The 16594-nt window shown below is 53.3% G+C and carries 16 protein-coding genes and 1 pseudogene; 16 read left to right on the forward strand and 1 reads right to left on the reverse strand.

The genetic code is table 11. The features are described 5' to 3' along the window. Positions 1 to 4 precede the first annotated feature (4 nt). A complete protein-coding gene (gene scpB, locus NTX59_05475) occupies positions 5 to 784 on the reverse strand; it encodes a methylmalonyl-CoA decarboxylase (GenBank protein ID MCX5785118.1) in 780 nt (259 codons plus the stop codon). Positions 785 to 888: 104 nt separating this feature from the next. On the opposite strand from scpB, the gene purM reads away from it, so the two are divergent. The 16 genes and pseudogenes from purM to NTX59_05555 all read left to right on the forward strand — a co-directional run bounded on the left by purM (position 889) and on the right by NTX59_05555 (position 15847). Then, the gene (gene purM / locus NTX59_05480; protein ID MCX5785119.1) at positions 889 to 1854 is read left to right on the forward strand and encodes a phosphoribosylformylglycinamidine cyclo-ligase; all 966 of its coding nucleotides are present in this window, start codon (positions 889 to 891) and stop codon (positions 1852 to 1854) included. A 4-nt stretch (positions 1855 to 1858) separates the two neighbouring features. Beyond that, entirely contained in the window at positions 1859 to 3136 is a 1278-nt protein-coding gene (locus NTX59_05485) for a serine hydrolase (protein MCX5785120.1), read from the forward strand. A gap of 45 nt (positions 3137 to 3181) precedes the next feature. Continuing rightward, positions 3182 to 3760, forward strand: a pseudogene (purN, locus tag NTX59_05490) (phosphoribosylglycinamide formyltransferase). Between the two features lie 30 nt (positions 3761 to 3790). Further along, positions 3791 to 5488 (forward strand): bifunctional phosphoribosylaminoimidazolecarboxamide formyltransferase/IMP cyclohydrolase, encoded by a 1698-nt coding sequence (purH, locus tag NTX59_05495; GenBank protein ID MCX5785121.1) that lies wholly within the window; start codon positions 3791 to 3793, stop codon positions 5486 to 5488. A gap of 180 nt (positions 5489 to 5668) precedes the next feature. Further along, the gene (locus NTX59_05500) at positions 5669 to 7186 is read left to right on the forward strand and encodes a phosphotransferase (protein ID MCX5785122.1); all 1518 of its coding nucleotides are present in this window, start codon (positions 5669 to 5671) and stop codon (positions 7184 to 7186) included. After that, on the forward strand, positions 7183 to 7890 hold the full coding sequence (locus NTX59_05505) for a nucleotidyltransferase family protein (protein MCX5785123.1): 708 nt from the start codon (positions 7183 to 7185) through the stop codon (positions 7888 to 7890). Before NTX59_05500 ends, NTX59_05505 begins: the two co-directional genes overlap by 4 nt. Before the next feature lie 122 nt (positions 7891 to 8012). After that, a complete protein-coding gene (locus NTX59_05510; GenBank protein MCX5785124.1) occupies positions 8013 to 8786 on the forward strand; it encodes a class I SAM-dependent methyltransferase in 774 nt (257 codons plus the stop codon). Positions 8787 to 8845: 59 nt separating this feature from the next. Further along, a complete protein-coding gene (rpsF, locus tag NTX59_05515) occupies positions 8846 to 9151 on the forward strand; it encodes a 30S ribosomal protein S6 (GenBank protein MCX5785125.1) in 306 nt (101 codons plus the stop codon). A 122-nt stretch (positions 9152 to 9273) separates the two neighbouring features. Then, a complete protein-coding gene (locus NTX59_05520; protein MCX5785126.1) occupies positions 9274 to 9726 on the forward strand; it encodes a single-stranded DNA-binding protein in 453 nt (150 codons plus the stop codon). An 8-nt stretch (positions 9727 to 9734) separates the two neighbouring features. After that, positions 9735 to 10100: a 30S ribosomal protein S18 gene (gene rpsR, locus NTX59_05525; protein ID MCX5785127.1), complete on the forward strand. Its 366-nt coding sequence runs from the start codon at positions 9735 to 9737 to the stop codon at positions 10098 to 10100. Between the two features lie 62 nt (positions 10101 to 10162). Further along, the gene (gene rplI / locus NTX59_05530; GenBank protein MCX5785128.1) at positions 10163 to 10612 is read left to right on the forward strand and encodes a 50S ribosomal protein L9; all 450 of its coding nucleotides are present in this window, start codon (positions 10163 to 10165) and stop codon (positions 10610 to 10612) included. An 84-nt stretch (positions 10613 to 10696) separates the two neighbouring features. Further along, positions 10697 to 12076, forward strand: coding sequence for a replicative DNA helicase (gene dnaB / locus NTX59_05535; GenBank protein ID MCX5785129.1), 1380 nt, complete (start codon positions 10697 to 10699; stop codon positions 12074 to 12076). Between the two features lie 28 nt (positions 12077 to 12104). Further along, positions 12105 to 13205 carry an alanine racemase gene (alr, locus tag NTX59_05540; protein MCX5785130.1) on the forward strand — a complete coding sequence of 367 codons (1101 nt, stop codon included), beginning with the start codon at positions 12105 to 12107 and terminating at the stop codon, positions 13203 to 13205. A gap of 162 nt (positions 13206 to 13367) precedes the next feature. After that, entirely contained in the window at positions 13368 to 14156 is a 789-nt protein-coding gene (locus NTX59_05545; protein ID MCX5785131.1) for an ABC transporter permease, read from the forward strand. A gap of 190 nt (positions 14157 to 14346) precedes the next feature. Continuing rightward, entirely contained in the window at positions 14347 to 15087 is a 741-nt protein-coding gene (locus NTX59_05550; protein ID MCX5785132.1) for an ATP-binding cassette domain-containing protein, read from the forward strand. A 133-nt stretch (positions 15088 to 15220) separates the two neighbouring features. After that, positions 15221 to 15847, forward strand: a complete 627-nt coding sequence (locus NTX59_05555) for a PH domain-containing protein (protein MCX5785133.1) — start codon at positions 15221 to 15223, stop codon at positions 15845 to 15847. The last annotated feature ends 747 nt before the right edge of the window (positions 15848 to 16594 follow it).

Consider the following 16594-nt stretch of genomic DNA (forward strand, 5'->3'; position numbering starts at 1 on the left):
GTCATTACTCCCCTTTAAATTGCGGTTTTCTTTTTTCCATGAACGCTTTTATGCCCTCTTCGTAATCGCGGCTGTTGTACACCTTGCGCCGCAGGGCCTGGATGCGCTCAAACGCTTCGGGGCTTATCGGGTGGGCCTCCGCCAGTATCCGGAATTGCTCTTTTATTACCGATACCGCGAGCGGCGAGTTCGAGGCGATAACGCGGGCCAGCTCAAAAGTGAACCGCTCAATTTCACGGGAACTGACGAGATGGTTTAAAATTCCGAAATGATAGGCTCTCTCGGCTTTCACTGGCTCGGCTGTGAAAAACATTTCCTTCGCGATATTGCTGCCCACGCGGTTTATGAAATGCATAATGCCGGAGGCGTTGTAGGGCAGGCCCATTTTAACCGGCGTGATTGCGAAAGCGGCGGTCTCATCGCCTATGGCAAGGTCGCAGGTGACGGCAAGGTCCGTGGCCCCGCCCCACACGCTGCCCTGCACCATTGCTATGACCGCGCCCGGATACTCCTGTATGCGGCGGAAGGCCCGCTCCATGGGGCTGTCATAGGCAAGCGGGTCGTGATGCACCTGCGGCAGTTGTGTTATGTCGTGGCCGGCGGACCAGACCTTCGCGTTTTTTTCGGCCCGGATTATTATCACCGGAATTCTGCGCGCCTCAAAAGTTTTAAGGGCCTCCACCATCTCATCGCACAGCTCAAGGCTGAGCGCGTTGCGCCGGGCCGGGTTATTAAGCGTGAGCGAACCGATGTTTTCTTTCACTTCCGGGATTATTAAAGGCATGATAAAGTATCCTTTCCGCGCGCGGCGGCATTCACTATTTGTATAATTCTACTATACTTCAGAGCGTTGTTTTATCCTTTGATATCTGGCCGGAGCGATAATAAATGACTACATATAAAAAAGCCGGAGTGGATGTGAAACTCTCGGATAAATTTACCGAATTCCTGGAAGAAAAATCGAAATTTATAGGCGGATTCGCGGGGCTTTTGCCGCTGTCCGAAACGGGCGGCGATTACAGCCTGGTCGCCTCCACCGACGGCGTAGGCACCAAGCTCAAGCTCGCCTTTCTGCTTGACCGCCACGACACCATAGGCATAGACCTTGTGGCGATGTGCGTAAACGACCTGGTTTGCTGCGGGGCCAGGCCCCTGTTGTTCCTCGATTATTACGCCACCGCCAGGCTGGACCTGGCACGTTCAAAAAAAATAATCGCCGGCATTATCGAAGGCTGCCGCCGGGGAGAGTCGGTTTTGCTCGGAGGGGAAACAGCCGAAATGCCGGGCTTTTACAAGACCGGCGAATACGACCTGGCCGGGTTTTCCGTGGGTATAGTGAAAAAAACCGAAATGATCGACGGTTCAAAAATAAAGCCGGGCGACGCCCTTATCGGTTTTGAGTCCAGCGGATTCCACTCGAACGGGTTCTCGCTCATCCGCAAAGCTCTTGCCGGCGGATCGCTTAAAAAATACGCGGCCCGCCTGCTTGCGCCCACTAAGATCTATGTTAAAGATGTTAAAGACCTGCGCGCTGCCCTTAAAAGGCGCGGCGGGGATATTCTGGGATTGGCGCACATAACGGGCTCCGGGATCGCCGGGAATCTGGAACGGATATTGCCCAAAAAGACCGGCGCCGTAATTTTAAAATCCTCCTGGAGCGTGCCGCCGCTCATGCGCGAGGTTCAGCGCCGGGGCCGCATAAGCGAGAGGGAGATGTTTGAAACTTTCAACATGGGCCTTGGAATGATAGCCGCGGTGCGCGCGGCCGACGCGCCGGCGGCGCTGAAAGCCGTCAAAGGTACAAGGCTTGTGGGGTCTATCGTAAAAGGCCGCGGCAAAGTTCTTTTGAAGTGAAGCGATGAAAAAATTTATCCTTTGCACGGGCCTGCTTTTTTTCTGCCTGAACGGTTTCACCCAAAAAAACGTTCCTGACCCGGCCCTTGCATCCGCCGCGCGCCTGCTTGCCGCCCAGATAACGGAAAAGCCCCGGAACCTTTCTGAGCTGTTCGATAACAACTTTTTTCACAATATCTCGCTTGAAAAACTTTCCGATATACTCTCGGGTATCTATAAAAGCGACGGCCGGGTGACGGCGGTGCACTTTGAACGCATCGACTCGGCGATATCCGCCCATTTCATTTTCGAAACAGAAAATGATTTTGAACTGCCGGCGGCCTTGTCCATTAACCCAGACACCGGTAAAATTTCAGTACTTTTTTTCAAGACGGCCTATAAAAAGAACCTCTCTATCAGGGAGTTTAAGGAAAAACTGGGGCGGCTTGACGGTAAAACCGGCTTTAGCCTGCGGCGTTTCGGTGTCCCCTCCTCGGCGCTTGGCGACGCCGAGAGGGGGATCGAAAGTTCGAATGAAAACGATTATTTCGCGATAGGTTCGGCTTTCAAACTTTATGTTCTGGGCGCTTTGCTTGAGGAAGGCACGGAATGGGAAAAAATTATTTATCTCAAGGATGAGCAAAAATCGCTCCCCTCCGGCCGCCTTCAAAACTGGCCGGACGGCGCGCCGCTTACCGTCCACACGCTTGCCGCCATGATGATATCTGAAAGCGACAACACCGCCGCGGACCTGCTTATTGATGCGGTAGGCAGAAAAACTCTGGAGGGGGACCTGCAAAAACTCGGCCACTCAAACCCCGCTCTCATGCGCCCGTTCCTTAAAACCTCGGAAATTTTCCGCCTGAAAAGCGACACTGAGTCCGCCCTCAACTACTTTAACCCGCCTCTTGGGGATAAATACGGTTTTCTCTCTAAACTCGCGGCAAGACCCCTTAAAGCGGAAGACGTAAAAAAAAGCCCTTTCCACGTAGACAAAATAGAGTGGCTTGCCTCGCCCGCCGATCTGTGCCGTCTGATGGAATATATCCACAAAAAAAACGACAAGCAGGCGCTGGATATTCTGGCCATAAACACGGGGCTGGATATTCCGCCCGGCAAGTTCCTTTATGCCGGCTATAAGGGCGGCGCGGAGCCCGGAGTGCTGAACATGACCTGGCTTTTTAAAAGCAAGGGGAATGCCTGGTATTGCCTGTCCGCGTCCTGGAACAACGAAAAAGAGGATCTGGACGCAAACAAATTTTTTGAATTGATGGAATTGGCCTTGAGGGCCAATTGGGAATAAGAGCAGCGGCAAGTCACAGGTCACAAGTAAGAGGCTGAAAAAATCATGAAAAATATCGCCGTGTTCGCCTCGGGAGAAGGAACTAATCTTCAGGCTATTATTGACGCCGTTAAAAGCGGCCGGATAAAAGGAAAAGTGGTTCTGGTAATTTCAAGCCTGAAAGGCGCGGGCGCGCTGAAACGCGCGGGAAAAGAAAATATTCCGTCGGTCGCCCTGCCGCTGAAGGATTTCGCCTCGCCTGCCGAGCACGACGCGCGCCTGGCCGGGCTCTGCAAAGAGTATCAAATAGACCTGGTCTGTCTGGCCGGCTATATGATTAAACTCGGACCCCGCATGCTTGCCGGGTGGCATGAGAAAATAATCAATATCCACCCCGCTTTGCTGCCGGCTTTCGGCGGTAAGGGTTTTTACGGGATGAAAGTCCACGAAGCTGTGATAAACTCCGGCGCCGCCTTAAGCGGAGCCACGGCGCATTTTGTAAGCGAAGATTATGACCGCGGGCCCATAATACTCCAGGCCGCGGTTAATGTTTTACCCGGCGACACGCCCGAATCGCTGGCTAAAAGGGTGAACTTCCAGGAGCTGGCGCTTTATCCCAAAGCCGCGGCGCTGTTCTGCGAGGACAGGCTGAAAATCGAGGGCAATAAGGTGCTGGTGCTTCCCCCGGGCGATAGCGGCCGCACGCTCAAAAGGGCGCTGATGTCTCTCTCCGATAAAACCGGGGCCGTGGATTTCGCGCAGGCCCTTACGGAAATGGGCGTTGAAATAATTTCAACTTCCGGCACCTATAAACTGCTGAAAGAGGCGGGGCTGCCTGTGCGCGCTCTTGAAACGTTTACGGGATTTCCGGAGATACTGGACGGCAGGGTGAAAACTCTTCACCCGCTGGTGCACGGCGGAATACTTTACCGCAGGGATAACCCCGCCCATGTCGAGGATGTTAAACGCTGCGCCATAGAGTCCATAGATCTGGTGGCGGTGAATCTTTACCCTTTTGAGGAAACGGCAAAAAAAGCCGCGCCATGGTCCGAGGAACTGATAGAAAATATCGATATAGGCGGGGTGGCCTTGCTTAGAGCTGCGGCCAAAAACTATAAAGATGTGGCCGTTGTGGCAAACCCGCTGGATTACGGCGCCGTGATTAAAAATTTAAAGGAAAACGGCGGCGTTCTGCCGGTGGAATTCAGGAAGGAGCTGGCGCTGAAAGCTTTTAAACATACCGCCGCCTACGACACAGCCATCGCGGGCGTTTTGGCCCCCGCCCTTTTTCCCGAAGCGGGCCAAAGGGCGGGGCAAAGCCCCGCTCTTTTGGAGCAAACAACGGCGTGTGAGATTATAGGCGGGGAGATAAATCACAATTCCGATACCAAAAGGGCGGGGCAAAACACAGATGCGACGCCGGCAAAGGCGGATTACGCTGATCTCTTTGAGGCCCGCCTGAACAAAATAAACGACCTGCGCTACGGAGAAAACCCCCACCAGAGCTGCGCGCTTTACTCAAAAAACAAACGCCTGCCTTTCGACCAATTGCAGGGCAAGGAGCTTTCCTACAATAATATCCTTGACGCCTACGGCGCCTGCCAGGCCGTGCTGGAATTTCCGGTTCCGGCCGCCGTGATCTTTAAGCATATTACGCCCTGCGGCATGGGTACGGGCTTGAACCTCTCCGAGGCTTTTGAACGGGCCTGGAATACCGACCAGCTGTCGGCCTTCGGGGGTATTATAGCAGTCAACAGAAAACTGGACGGGGAGATAGCGGGCTTTCTCTCAAAGAAATTCGTGGAGGTTATCTGCGCGCCGGATTATGACGCCCAGGCCCTGGCTGTTTTCGCGAAGAAACCCAATCTGCGGCTTTTGAAATGGAGAGACTTCCCGGCGCAGCACCTGCAGTTCAGGTCAGTGGGGGAGGAAATACTTGTAAGTTCAAGCGACAGCGTTCTGTTCGGGGACAAGTGGGAAGTGCCAACGCTTAAAAAACCCTCAAAAGAAGAAGAGGAGGCGCTTAAATTTGCCTGGACAGTTGCCAAATATGTGCGCTCGAACGCTATAGTTCTGGCCGGACCGGGATACACCGCGGGCATCGGCGCGGGGCAGATGTCAAGAGTGGACGCCGTTTTTATGGCCAGGCACAAGTATGAGGAATTTTTAAAAAATAATCCGGCGCCAAAACCGCTGGCGCTTGCCTCGGACGCCTTTTTCCCGTTTCCGGACGGCATTGAGGAGGCGGCTAAAGCCGGTGTAACGGCAGTTATTCAGCCGGGCGGTTCAATGAGGGATAAGGAAGTGGTGGCCGCCGCCGACAGGCTGGGGCTTTCCATGGTGATGACCGGTATAAGGCATTTCAGGCATTAGGGATCACGGGGATTTTAGTACAATTTGGTAACTGCTCAGGTAGGCAGAATTCAGAAGTCAGAATTCAGAATGTTGGAATCTTTCTCGTAGTTGGTTTTCTCATTCTGGCTCCTGAATTCTGACTTCTGGCTACCTAAAATAGTTATGCATTTGTTGGATTTCCGGGGGGGGAACATGTTTATGCCTTTAAAAAACAATGAAAAAGAGAAACCGCCGCAGGCGTTTGAAATTGAGCTTAAAAAGCTTTTTAAAAAAACATTCGGCACTGAGCCGGAGTTGATCGAACCGTTAAACGGCGACGGTTCCGCCCGCCGGTTATTTCGGCTCCGGTCCGCCGCCCGCACGGCGATAGGGGCATACGGCCCCGATAAGCTTGAAAACAGGGCTTTTATCGAGTTTTCAAAGCACTTCAGACAGGAAGGCATGCCGGTGCCGGAAATTTTCGCCTTTGAGGAGGGAACCGGTTTTTACCTTGAAGAAGACCTGGGCGATACCACGCTTTTTCAGTTCATGCAAAGCGAGCGTTCGGGTTCGGAACTGCCGCCTCAGGTGGTTGAGGCGTATAAAAAAACCCTTAATTGGCTGCCTAAGTTTCAGCGGTCCGCCGGCAAAACTCTTGATTACAGTTGCTGCTACCCGCGCGGCAGTTTTGACCGCCAGTCCATAATGTGGGACCTCAGCTATTTCAAATATTATTTCCTCAGGCTCGCAAAGATCCCTTTTAACGAGCAGAAGCTTGAGGATGATTTCAACAGTCTGGCCTCTTTTCTGCTGGAGGCGGATTCCAACTTTTTTCTTTACCGCGATTTTCAGTCCAGGAACGTGATGCTGCGCGCAGCCGCGGACAGTCCGTCTAAGGCTGAACAGGCCGGTGTCGCGGGCGAACCCTGGTTTATAGATTACCAGGGCGGGCGCAAAGGCGCGCTGCAGTATGACCTGGCGTCCATTTTATATGACGCCAAAGCGGATATACGTCCGCGGCAGCGGACCGAGCTGATAAAATATTATCTGGAAGCCGCCGGAATTGAGGGCAAAACGGACAGGGCTGTATTCATGCGGTATTTTCACGCTTTCGTGTTCATCCGCATCATGCAGGCCATGGGCGCCTACGGCCTGCGCGGCTTTTATGAGGGGAAAACGCAGTTCCTCCAGAGCGTGCCCTACGCGGTAAGGAACATTGAGTGGCTTTTGGAAAACGCCGAACTGCCGCTTAAACTGCCTGAGCTCATGCAGGTTTTCAGGCGCGTCTGCTCGTCCTCGCGGCTGCGCCAGTTCGGAAAACCCAGCCTGGGCCTTACTGCCCGCGTTACCAGCTTTGCCTACCGCAACGGCGTGCCTTCCGACGAGAAAGGCCATGGCGGCGGTTTTGTGTTCGACTGCCGCGCCCTTCCGAACCCCGGCCGGCTTGAACAATACGCCCCGCTTACCGGCAAAGACGACGCGGTGATAAAATTCCTTGATGGGGAAACCGCGGTTTCCGGATTTCTGACAAATGTATACGGTCTGCTTGACGCCACCGTGGAAAATTATCTTTCCAGGAATTTTACCGACCTGATGGTGTCTTTTGGCTGCACCGGCGGCAGGCACCGCTCCGTTTACTGCGCCGAAGCCCTGGCCCGCCACCTGAGGGAAAAATATAAGGCCACAGTGGACTTAACCCACCGGGAACTTGAGGCCGAAAGCAGCAAAAAAACATGAAAGCCATGATACTCGCCGCGGGCCGCGGCACGCGGCTTAAGCCGCTCACCGACAGCGTCCCAAAGGCGCTGGTTGAAGTGGGCGGCGTGACGATGCTTGAGACAGTCATACGCCGCCTTATCAGCGCCGGGGCCGATTCTCTGGTTATAAATGTCCATCACCTGCATCATAAAATACTCTCTTTCCTGGCCGAAAAAGAATATTTCGGCCTGCATATAGACATTTCGCCTGAAATCTATTTTCCGCTTGAAACCGGCGGCGGACTTAAAAAAGCGGCCTGTTTTTTTGACGACGGGAAGCCTTTTTTTATGCACAACGCTGATGTTTTTACGGACCTGGACCTTTCCGCGCTTTACGCCGCGCACGTGAAAAGCGGGGCCTTGGCCACCCTGGCGGTTAAAAAAAGACCGTCCGCCAGGCAACTGCTGTTTGACGACGGATTGAACCTGAAAGGCAAACTTCAACCTGGGGCGGACCCAGGCAAACTTACCCAGCTCGCATTCAGCGGAGTTCAGGTTATTTCACCGGATATTTTTGGAAAAATGACAGAATCCGGCGTGTTTTCCATTACCGATGTTTATTTGCGGCTGGCGGGGGAAGGCGAAAAAATAATGGGTTTCAGAAATGACGCCTGTTACTGGCAGGATATCGGCAGTGTCGATAAACTTGAAAATTTACGGCGGCATGTGAAAAGTAGTAAGTAGCCAGTAACCAGTAAATAGTGGAGTCACAAATAAAAAACTATATACTAAAGGTGGAGGGTATTTAAGAAGGAATGTCTACCACTCTTCTGTCTACTGACTTCTGACTACTGAATTCTCTGGTTATGCTAAAACACAAAATCCCCGATGGTTCCGAGGTTTACTGGGATGGCGCACACTATGACGCCGATAACACCTCCATTCAGGCCGATATCCCTTTTTATATCAGAGAGGCTAAAAAAGCCAAAGGCCCCATTTTGGAACTCGCCTGCGGCACCGGGCGGCTGACCATCCCGATCTCCCGCTCCGGCATTGACATCGCGGGCGTTGATATTTCTCAGCCGATGCTTTCGCGGGCGCGGGAAAAGGCGGCCAAAGCCGGTGTAAAAGCCATTTTTATCAAAGCCGATATCAGGTCTTTCAAATTAAAAAAGAAGTTTAAACTTATTTTTATCCCTTTCAATTCAATGCAGCATCTCCATGACAGGGTTTCTCTAGAGCGCTTTTTTGAGCGCGTGCGCGCACACTTGGCTCCCGGCGGGCGCTTTATACTGGATGTTTTCAATCCCAATCCGCATTATCTGGTCCGTGACCCCGATGAGCTTATCCCGATAGGGCATTATAAAGACCCGGCGGGCGGCGGCGATATACTGATAAATGAAAGTTATTCCTATGACAAAGCTGTGCAGGCGGCGCGTCCTGTCTGGCATTATAAACGCGGCCGCCGCAATATCGGCGCTAAAAAGCTGAATATGCGCTGCTTTTTCCCGCTGGAGCTGGAAATGCTTCTGCATTACAACGGTTTTACAATAAAAGCCAAATACGGAGATTTTGACCGCTCCGCTTTCCGTTCAGACAGCCCCAAACAGATACTTGTTTGCTCCGTAAGAGCACATTAGCGCCCCCGCTGAATTTCCATTGAAACGGGGCACCCTAATTTGCTATCCTTAACCTTAATATGAAAGCATACGAATTGATGGTTATTATCAATCCTCAGGTTTCCGACGCCGAAGTTATTGAAATTGTGGACAAGACCAAGAAGATCATCACCGACGAGAAAGCCGAAGTTCTCGCGGAAGACAAGCTTGGCCGTAAAAAGTTTTATCATCAGGTGGGAAAACACCGAGACGGCTATTATTTTTACCTTAAAGTGAAAGCCGACCCCTCCTCCATTAAAACCATAAGCCGCAATCTGAAGCTTCAGCAGCATGTCCTAAGGGCCATGACGCTTAAGGCAGGGCTTGAGCCCGCCAAAAAAGCCTAACGGCGCAATGCGCCGTTAGGCGCAAGTCTCATGTTTCAGGGCACAAGTGAAGAGTGATGGTTTGCTTGTGACATGAAACTTGAGACTAAGCTGACTTGTGACTGCACAAGTCGGGAAATAGTATGAATATCCGAATTCCTGAACAGAACCAGGTAATTATAGCGGGTAGGCTTACGCGGGACCCGGAACATCGCGTAACCCAAAAAGGCAGCGGCTGTTGTTTTTTTGACGTGGCCGTGAACCGCCGCTACAAAGATATCGCTACCGGCGAGTGGAAAGACGATACCACCTATGTTCCCGTAGTCGTTTGGGGGCCGATGGCGGACCGCTGCAAGGAAAAGCTTCAAAAAGGCAGCCCCGTACATGTGGAAGGGCGTCTGGCCGGTTCCGAATATGTGGATAAGACCGGGCAGAAGCGCAAAGTTCTAAAAGTGACGGCCAGGCGTGTGCAATTTTTAGCCATGGCTTCCGCCGCTCCGGATGCTCCGGACGCCGCGGAAACCGCCGAGACCGAGGAACAGCCGGGCGTTCCGGCTAAAGAAAGTTCATCCGGCATAGAAGAAGTGCCGTTTTAAGGAGATTTATGGACAACACAGAACAGAATAATTCAAGACCGGCCGGAGCCCAGGGTGAGAACGCCGGCGCGTCAAGGCCCTCATCCGGCTTGCCCCCGACAGGCGGGCCTTCACGCGGCGGTCCCGGCGGCAGTATGGCCAGGCGGCCGCAGGGCAGGCGGCATTTCGCGCCTCGCAGAAAAGTTTGCAGGCTTTGCGCCGAACATATCGCTCTCATTGACTTCAAGCAGCAACAGATAGTCAAAAGCTTTTGCAGCGAGTCCGGCAAGATCCTGTCGCGCAGAATTACCGGCGCATGCGCCAAGCATCAGCGCCAGATAACGAGAGCGGTTAAAATAAACCGTAACCTTTCTCTCATGTCCTACGACGGCTGAGCGGCGCAAAGCGCCGCAGGTCACAAGTTTCAAGTTACGAATCACAAGTAAGAGGCTTAAATATGAAAGTTATACTCAAGAAAGACGTTTCCAATATCGGTCTGACGGGCGAGATAAAGCAGGTGAAAGACGGCTACGCCCGCAATTACCTTTTGCCCCGCGGCCTGGTTGAACTGGCCACCGAGGGCGCCCTCAAGGCGTGGAAGAACAGCGAAGTCAGGCGCTCAAAGCGCCTGGCGCAGGAAAACACGGGCCTTGAGGGAATCGCCAAGCGCCTGACCGCCATCACCCTTTCCTTCTCACGGCCGGTGTCCGAGGAAGGCGTTATGTTCGGCTCTATCGCCAAGAGCGACATCATCAAGAATCTGCAGGCCGCCGACATTAAAATTCACAAAGACATGATAAAGCTGCCCGCGTCCATAAAAGCCGTGGGGAATTTTGAAGTGGAAATAGCCCTTAAGCAGAACATCACGGCCAAGGTGAAAGTTGCGGTTTCAGCCCAAAGCAAGTAGGGCTGCCGCAACCCGGTGATTACACAGATCGCTTTGCAGGGGAAAAAGTGTAATCTCTCTTACTAATCCGTGTAATCTCTTCAAATGAACACTCCCAAAGTGCCTCCCCATTCGCTTGAGGCGGAAATGGCCGTCCTCGGCGCCATGCTTATTTCCAAAGAATCGGTGGAGACCGTAAGCGAAATCCTGCAGGCCAAACATTTCTATAACGATTCCAACCGGAAAATTTTTGAAGCCATCGGGGCCCTTTACGCCAAAAATCAGCCGGTTGACATGGTAACGCTCACCGAGGAACTTAAAAAAGCCGGCCGCCTTGACGATCTGGGCGGGCAGAAATATCTGGCGGACCTGACGGAAAAGGTCTCAACGCCGGCCCACACCCAGGCTTACGCCCAGCTGGTTAAAGAGAAAGCCATCCTGCGCGAGCTCATCCGCGTGTCCACCACGGTTATAGAAAGGTCCTTTACGAGCCCCGAAGACGTGGCCCACCAGCTTGATTACGCCCAGGAAGAGATACTTTCCGTGGCCCAGACCAACACCGATCACGGCTTTACTTCCGCCGAGGTCCTTGCCAAAGAAACGCTTGAGCGGCTTGAAAAATCTTACGGCGACCATTCCCCCATAACCGGCGTGGCGACGGGATTCGGCCGGCTGGATGATATGACCGGCGGCCTGCAAAAATCCGACCTTATAATACTGGCGGCCCGGCCCAGCCAGGGCAAAACCGCCATGGCGCTTAATATGGCCTATCACGCGGCCGTTGAAAAGAAAGTGCCCGTGGCCGTTTTTTCGCTTGAAATGGATAAGCACGCCATTTTCCAGAGGATGCTTTGCGGCGCGGCCCGGGCGGACCTTGGAAATGTGCGCAAGGGGTATTTTCCCAGGGAAATATGGAGCGAGCTTACAAGGTATTCCTCCCTGATCTCGGAATCGCCGCTTTGGATAGACGATTCGTCCAGCCTGAATATACTTGATATCCGCACGCGCGCCCGCAAGCTGATGAGCCTGCTTAAAAACCAGAATAAAGAGCTCGGCCTGATCATCATAGACTATATCCAGCTCATACGCGGCACCGGCCGCATTGAAAACCGGCAGCAGGAAGTGTCCGAGATTTCCCGGCTTTTAAAAGATCTGGCCAGAACGCTTAAAGTGCCGGTGCTCGCCCTCTCGCAGCTTAACCGCCGCAGCGAGGACAAGGCCCGCGAGGGAAACCGTCCCCAGCTTTCAGACCTGCGCGAGTCCGGTTCGCTTGAGCAGGACGCCGATCTGGTGGCGCTCATACACAGGGAAGAAGTTTATAAAAGGGACGACCCTAACTTTAAAAACAAGGCTATCCTTATAATAGCCAAGCAGCGCAACGGCCCCGTGGGGGATGTGCACCTGAATTTCTTCAAGGAATACACCCGCTTTGACGACCCCGCGCCTCCAGGACTGGAGCAGATAGCGGAAGAAGCGGTGTTTTAGTATCAGTGCTAAATCATATATTCTTCCAATGAAAGTTTACAGGCCTACCGTCGCTGAAATAAATTTTCCTGCGCTTTCAGCCAACCTCATTAAAATAAAAAAAACCGTGGGAGCTAAAACCCGCGTGATGTTCGTGGTAAAGGCAGACGCCTACGGCCACGGCGCCGCGGCAGCGGCCGTTTTTGCCGAAAAGAAAAAGCTGGCCTGGGGGTATGGCGTGTCGTCGGTGGAGGAGGGGCTCGCGCTGCGCGGGGCCGGAGTTAGATCTCCCGTGCTGGTGCTTGGAAGCCTTTATCCGTTCGAAAGCTTTGTCGAGGCTCTCCACGCGAATCTGACTCTTACCATTTCAAGCCTTCAGGGCGCGCGCCAGGCTGCGCGGGCTTCACAGCGCTTGGGCAAAAAGGCCTTGTGCCATGTGAAGCTTGAAACCGGCATGGGCCGCATAGGGGCGCGGAAGCCGGCCGTCATTAAAATTTTTGAGGCGCTTGGCGCTTCCAAAACCGTCGTGGCGGAGGGGTTATACACGCATCTTTCAAGCGCCGACAGCGACCCTGAGTTTACCGCCCGGCAGCTTGAAATTTTCAGCCAGACCGCCGGGGAACTGGAATCCGCCGGCCGGGGCGCGCTTATAAAGCACACCGCCAATTCCTTCGCCGCGCTTAACTATCCGCAAAGCCGCCGGGATATGGTGCGGGTAGGGCTTGCCGCTTACGGCTGCATGGAAGGTTTTAAACCGGCTCTCACTCTTAAAACCAGAATAGTTTTTGTAAAAACGGTGCGGCGCGGCGCCTATATCAGCTATAACAAGTCTTTCAGGGTTCCCGGCCCTATGAAGATAGCCACGCTGCCTATCGGCTACGGCGACGGCTACACGCGCGCCCTTTCCAATAAGGCCGATATTCTGGTGGGCGGACGGCGCTGCAGGGTGCTTGGCAATATTACCATGGACATGCTTATGATCGATGTTACCAGGGTAAAAGAGGTCTCGGTCGGGGATGAAGCCGTTTTAATAGGCCGGCAGGGCAGGGAAGAAATTACGGCGCGCGAGCTGGCAGTGAAGGCGCTTACAATTCCTTACGAAATTACCACGCTTCTCTCGTCCAGAGTGCCGCGGGTGTATGTGGAATAGGTTGCAGGCTGAGCAATTGCTTTAAGCCGTATGCCATAAGCCATAAGCCATAAGCTGTAAGCTGTAAGGGAACCCTTAAGGGCTTATTTTGTATCCGCCTATGGCTTAAAGCCTACGGCATATGGTTATTTAACAGCCTATCCACCTGAACAGTTATCTTTTATGAAACACCGTTTGACGGAATATGTGGGCAGGGAGTTTATGAGCCTGGCCGAAACTATGGGCGCCGTGGCGCTTATGATCAAGTCCGTGGTTTTCTGGCTTTTCAGGTCCAGGTTCGAGGCCGGCGAGGCCGTTAAGCAGGCGATGAAGATAGGCGTGGACTCAATAACGGTTACCGCGCTGACCAGCTTTTTTACCGGCATGGTGCTGGCGCTGCAGATGGGCCATTCCATGAAAAATCTTTTCAACGAGCCGATGTATATCGGCACCATGGTCGCTTTCTCCATGCTGAAAGAGCTCGGGCCGGTGCTTACCTCCATAGTGGTGGCCGGCCGCGCCGGCGCGGTGGTCACGGCGGAAATAGGCACCATGAAGGTGACGGAGCAGATAGACGCTCTTTACACTTTGGGCACCAACCCGACGCGCTACCTGCTTGTGCCGCGCTATATCGCCTTCATGATCACGCTGCCGCTGCTGACCGTCTTCGCGGATTTTCTGGGAGTGCTGGGCGGCTGCCTTGTCGGAATGGTCAAGCTGGGCGTTTCGCCGGCGGTTTACAAGGACGATATTTTTACCTACCTGGGCACAGAGGATTTTATGCACGGTTTTTTGAAGACTTTTTTCTTCGCTTTCATGATAGCCACGGTGTCCTGCTACAAGGGCTTGAACACGAAAGGCGGCGCGGAGGGCGTGGGCAAGGCCACCACTGAGGCGGTGGTGGTCAGCATGGTGCTGGTGATGGTTATGGACTACTTTATCAGCGCGCTGCTGGTGGCGGTGGGCATATGATGTGGTGCGGGCCAGTCATGGGGCTGCCCTTCCGCCACGTGGGAAACCCAATGCCTGTGCAGGTGCCGTCTCAAGAGCCTATGGCTTTCAGACGGCCTCCCGTGGTTTCCCCCCGAAGCGGGGCCCCCCATCCGCTATGTGGCTCCAGAGCAGCCTCATGCCCGGCCCTTTGGGTGAGTTGGAAAAGTTTATGATCAAAATAAGGAATTTAAACAAGGCTTTCGGCGAGAAGCGCGTGCTTAGGAATATCTCCGTCGATATTAAAGAGGGCGAGTTGTTCAGCGTTATAGGCCCGTCGGGGATAGGCAAGAGCACTTTTATTAAATGCCTCATACGCCTGCTTAAGCCGGAGAGCGGGCGTATAATCGTGGACGGACAGGATATCGCGTCCACCGTGAACGAATTTACTCTGGCGCGCGTGCGGCGCAGTTTCGGCTATCTGTTCCAGGAGGGGGCTTTGTTCGATTCTCTTACGGTTATGGACAATGTGGCCTTCGGCTTGAAATATCTTACGGATGTCCCTAAAAGCGACTATCCACGGATCGTAAAAGAAAAGCTGGCTTTGGTCGGCTTAAAAGATGTCGAGCAGTTAAAGCCTGCGGAATTGTCTGTGGGGATGAAAAAAAGGGTTTCGCTGGCCCGTTCCGTGGCGGCGGAGCCTAAATATATCCTTTACGATGAGCCCACCACGGGCCTTGACCCCGTGACCACGGGTATGGTGAAGGACCTTATTCTTGATATGCGCGCCAAGCTTCATATCACGTCGGTGGTGGTAACGCACGATCTGAAGCTCGCGCTTGAAATTTCAAGCCGGGTGGCCATGCTTTACGGGGGGGAGTTCGTGGAAGTGTCCGAGCCCGCCAAATTCCGCCAGTCGGAACACAAAGGCGTGAAAGAATTTATGGAGATTTCCGACCTTTCCCGCAAATAGCCCGGCGTGTTTTTTCCGTCTTAAAAATGAATATGCTAGTATTGGGCAATGCGGACAAAAAGCCCCGTTAACCCGCTTGTTTTCACTGCCGCGGCATTTGCCATATAGCGCCGGACAGGGAAGGAGTCGAAAAATGCTCACTCAAAATGATCTCCCGCAGCAATTCCAGGCTGTTAAAGACGAGGATGAAAATATTATCTGGGTGGGAGAACCGCGGTTCTTCCCGTTCTTGTGCACCGGAATTCCGTTTTTGGCCATCGGTTTGTTATGGGGGGCGATAGATTATTTCGGTTTCATAAGGCCCATGGGCGGCGCGAACAGCTCCGAGCCGTTGGGCTTCATCGTGCCTTTTTTTGCTTTGCATTTATTCCCTTTTTGGGGGAGTATCCTTAACATGTTCCGTCTTGTATTGGTGCATAAAAATACTTTTTATGCCATTACCAATAAACGCGTAATGATGAGAAGTGGTTTCTGGGGCATAGATTTTAACGCGGTGGATTACGACAAAATATCGGATGTCCAGGTTACTGTTAACCCGCTGGAAAACATGTTGGGCGTAGGTACGGTGCGTATTTCAGCCGGGAAAGTCGACAGCAAAGGCAATTCTCTTACGGAAGATTTTATCGCGGTGGAAAACCCTTACGAAGTTTTCAAGCAGCTGAAGACCGTCATGGTAAATATCAAAACGGACTGGAATTATCCTAATAAATTACGTCCAGACGAAAATCCCGGGTACAAAACGAAATATAATCCCAAATAGCGCCCAAGCCCCGAACCGGCAGTCTTCTCCACCGTCTGACAATCTCTTACTTGTGACTTGCAATCTGCCTGCCTTGCCTGCCGGCAGGTGACTGCGGCCTGACTGACGCCGCCGCGGACCCCGTTTTATTCTGTAAAACCCCTCCAAAAATTGCTATTTCCCGACTTTCGCAGGCCCCTAAAAATCACCGTCTCTTCATTGGCAACCCTCTTAAAATCCGGGCGCCTCACGGGTAAGAGGGAGGAATGTTTTTTATCCGGCAGCCGGCCTTGCGGGTTCGCGGGGCCTGTCCAGCTCTTTTGGCTTCGCGGCAACAGTCAATTATACAAGGTGGAGCTAATTAGCCATGGTTCCTGGGCCAAAAGGGCTGGGCTTGCCGCCGGACCGGAACGCGGGGACAGCCGTCCACACCGTGGCCGGCTTCCATCACTCACCTTCGGCGCTTGCGTAAGCCTCAGGTTCGCGAAGGCCCCGCTAACCCGGCTCCGGCGGCACCCGCTCCATTTATTCAAGGGAGAAACTTGTTGTAAAAAAGGGAAGAGTCAAAGGGCGGCGGTGTTTTCCCCGCGCGCTCCTTAGAGGGTTTAATCCTGAAGTCTGGAGCGAATCGCTCCGCGACGGTGAGGACCGTTCAAGTCTGAAAGCATTGTCTTTCAGACGCGTTCCGGAGCCGGCGGAAGACTTCAGGATTCTTCTTTAAAACCCGGTCCCGGAGCGCGCGGGGAAAGCGCCGGCGCCCGTTCCCGC

The sequence above is a fragment of the Elusimicrobiota bacterium genome, from assembly GCA_026388155.1.
Classification (GTDB): domain Bacteria; phylum Elusimicrobiota; class Elusimicrobia; order Elusimicrobiales; family UBA9959; genus UBA9634.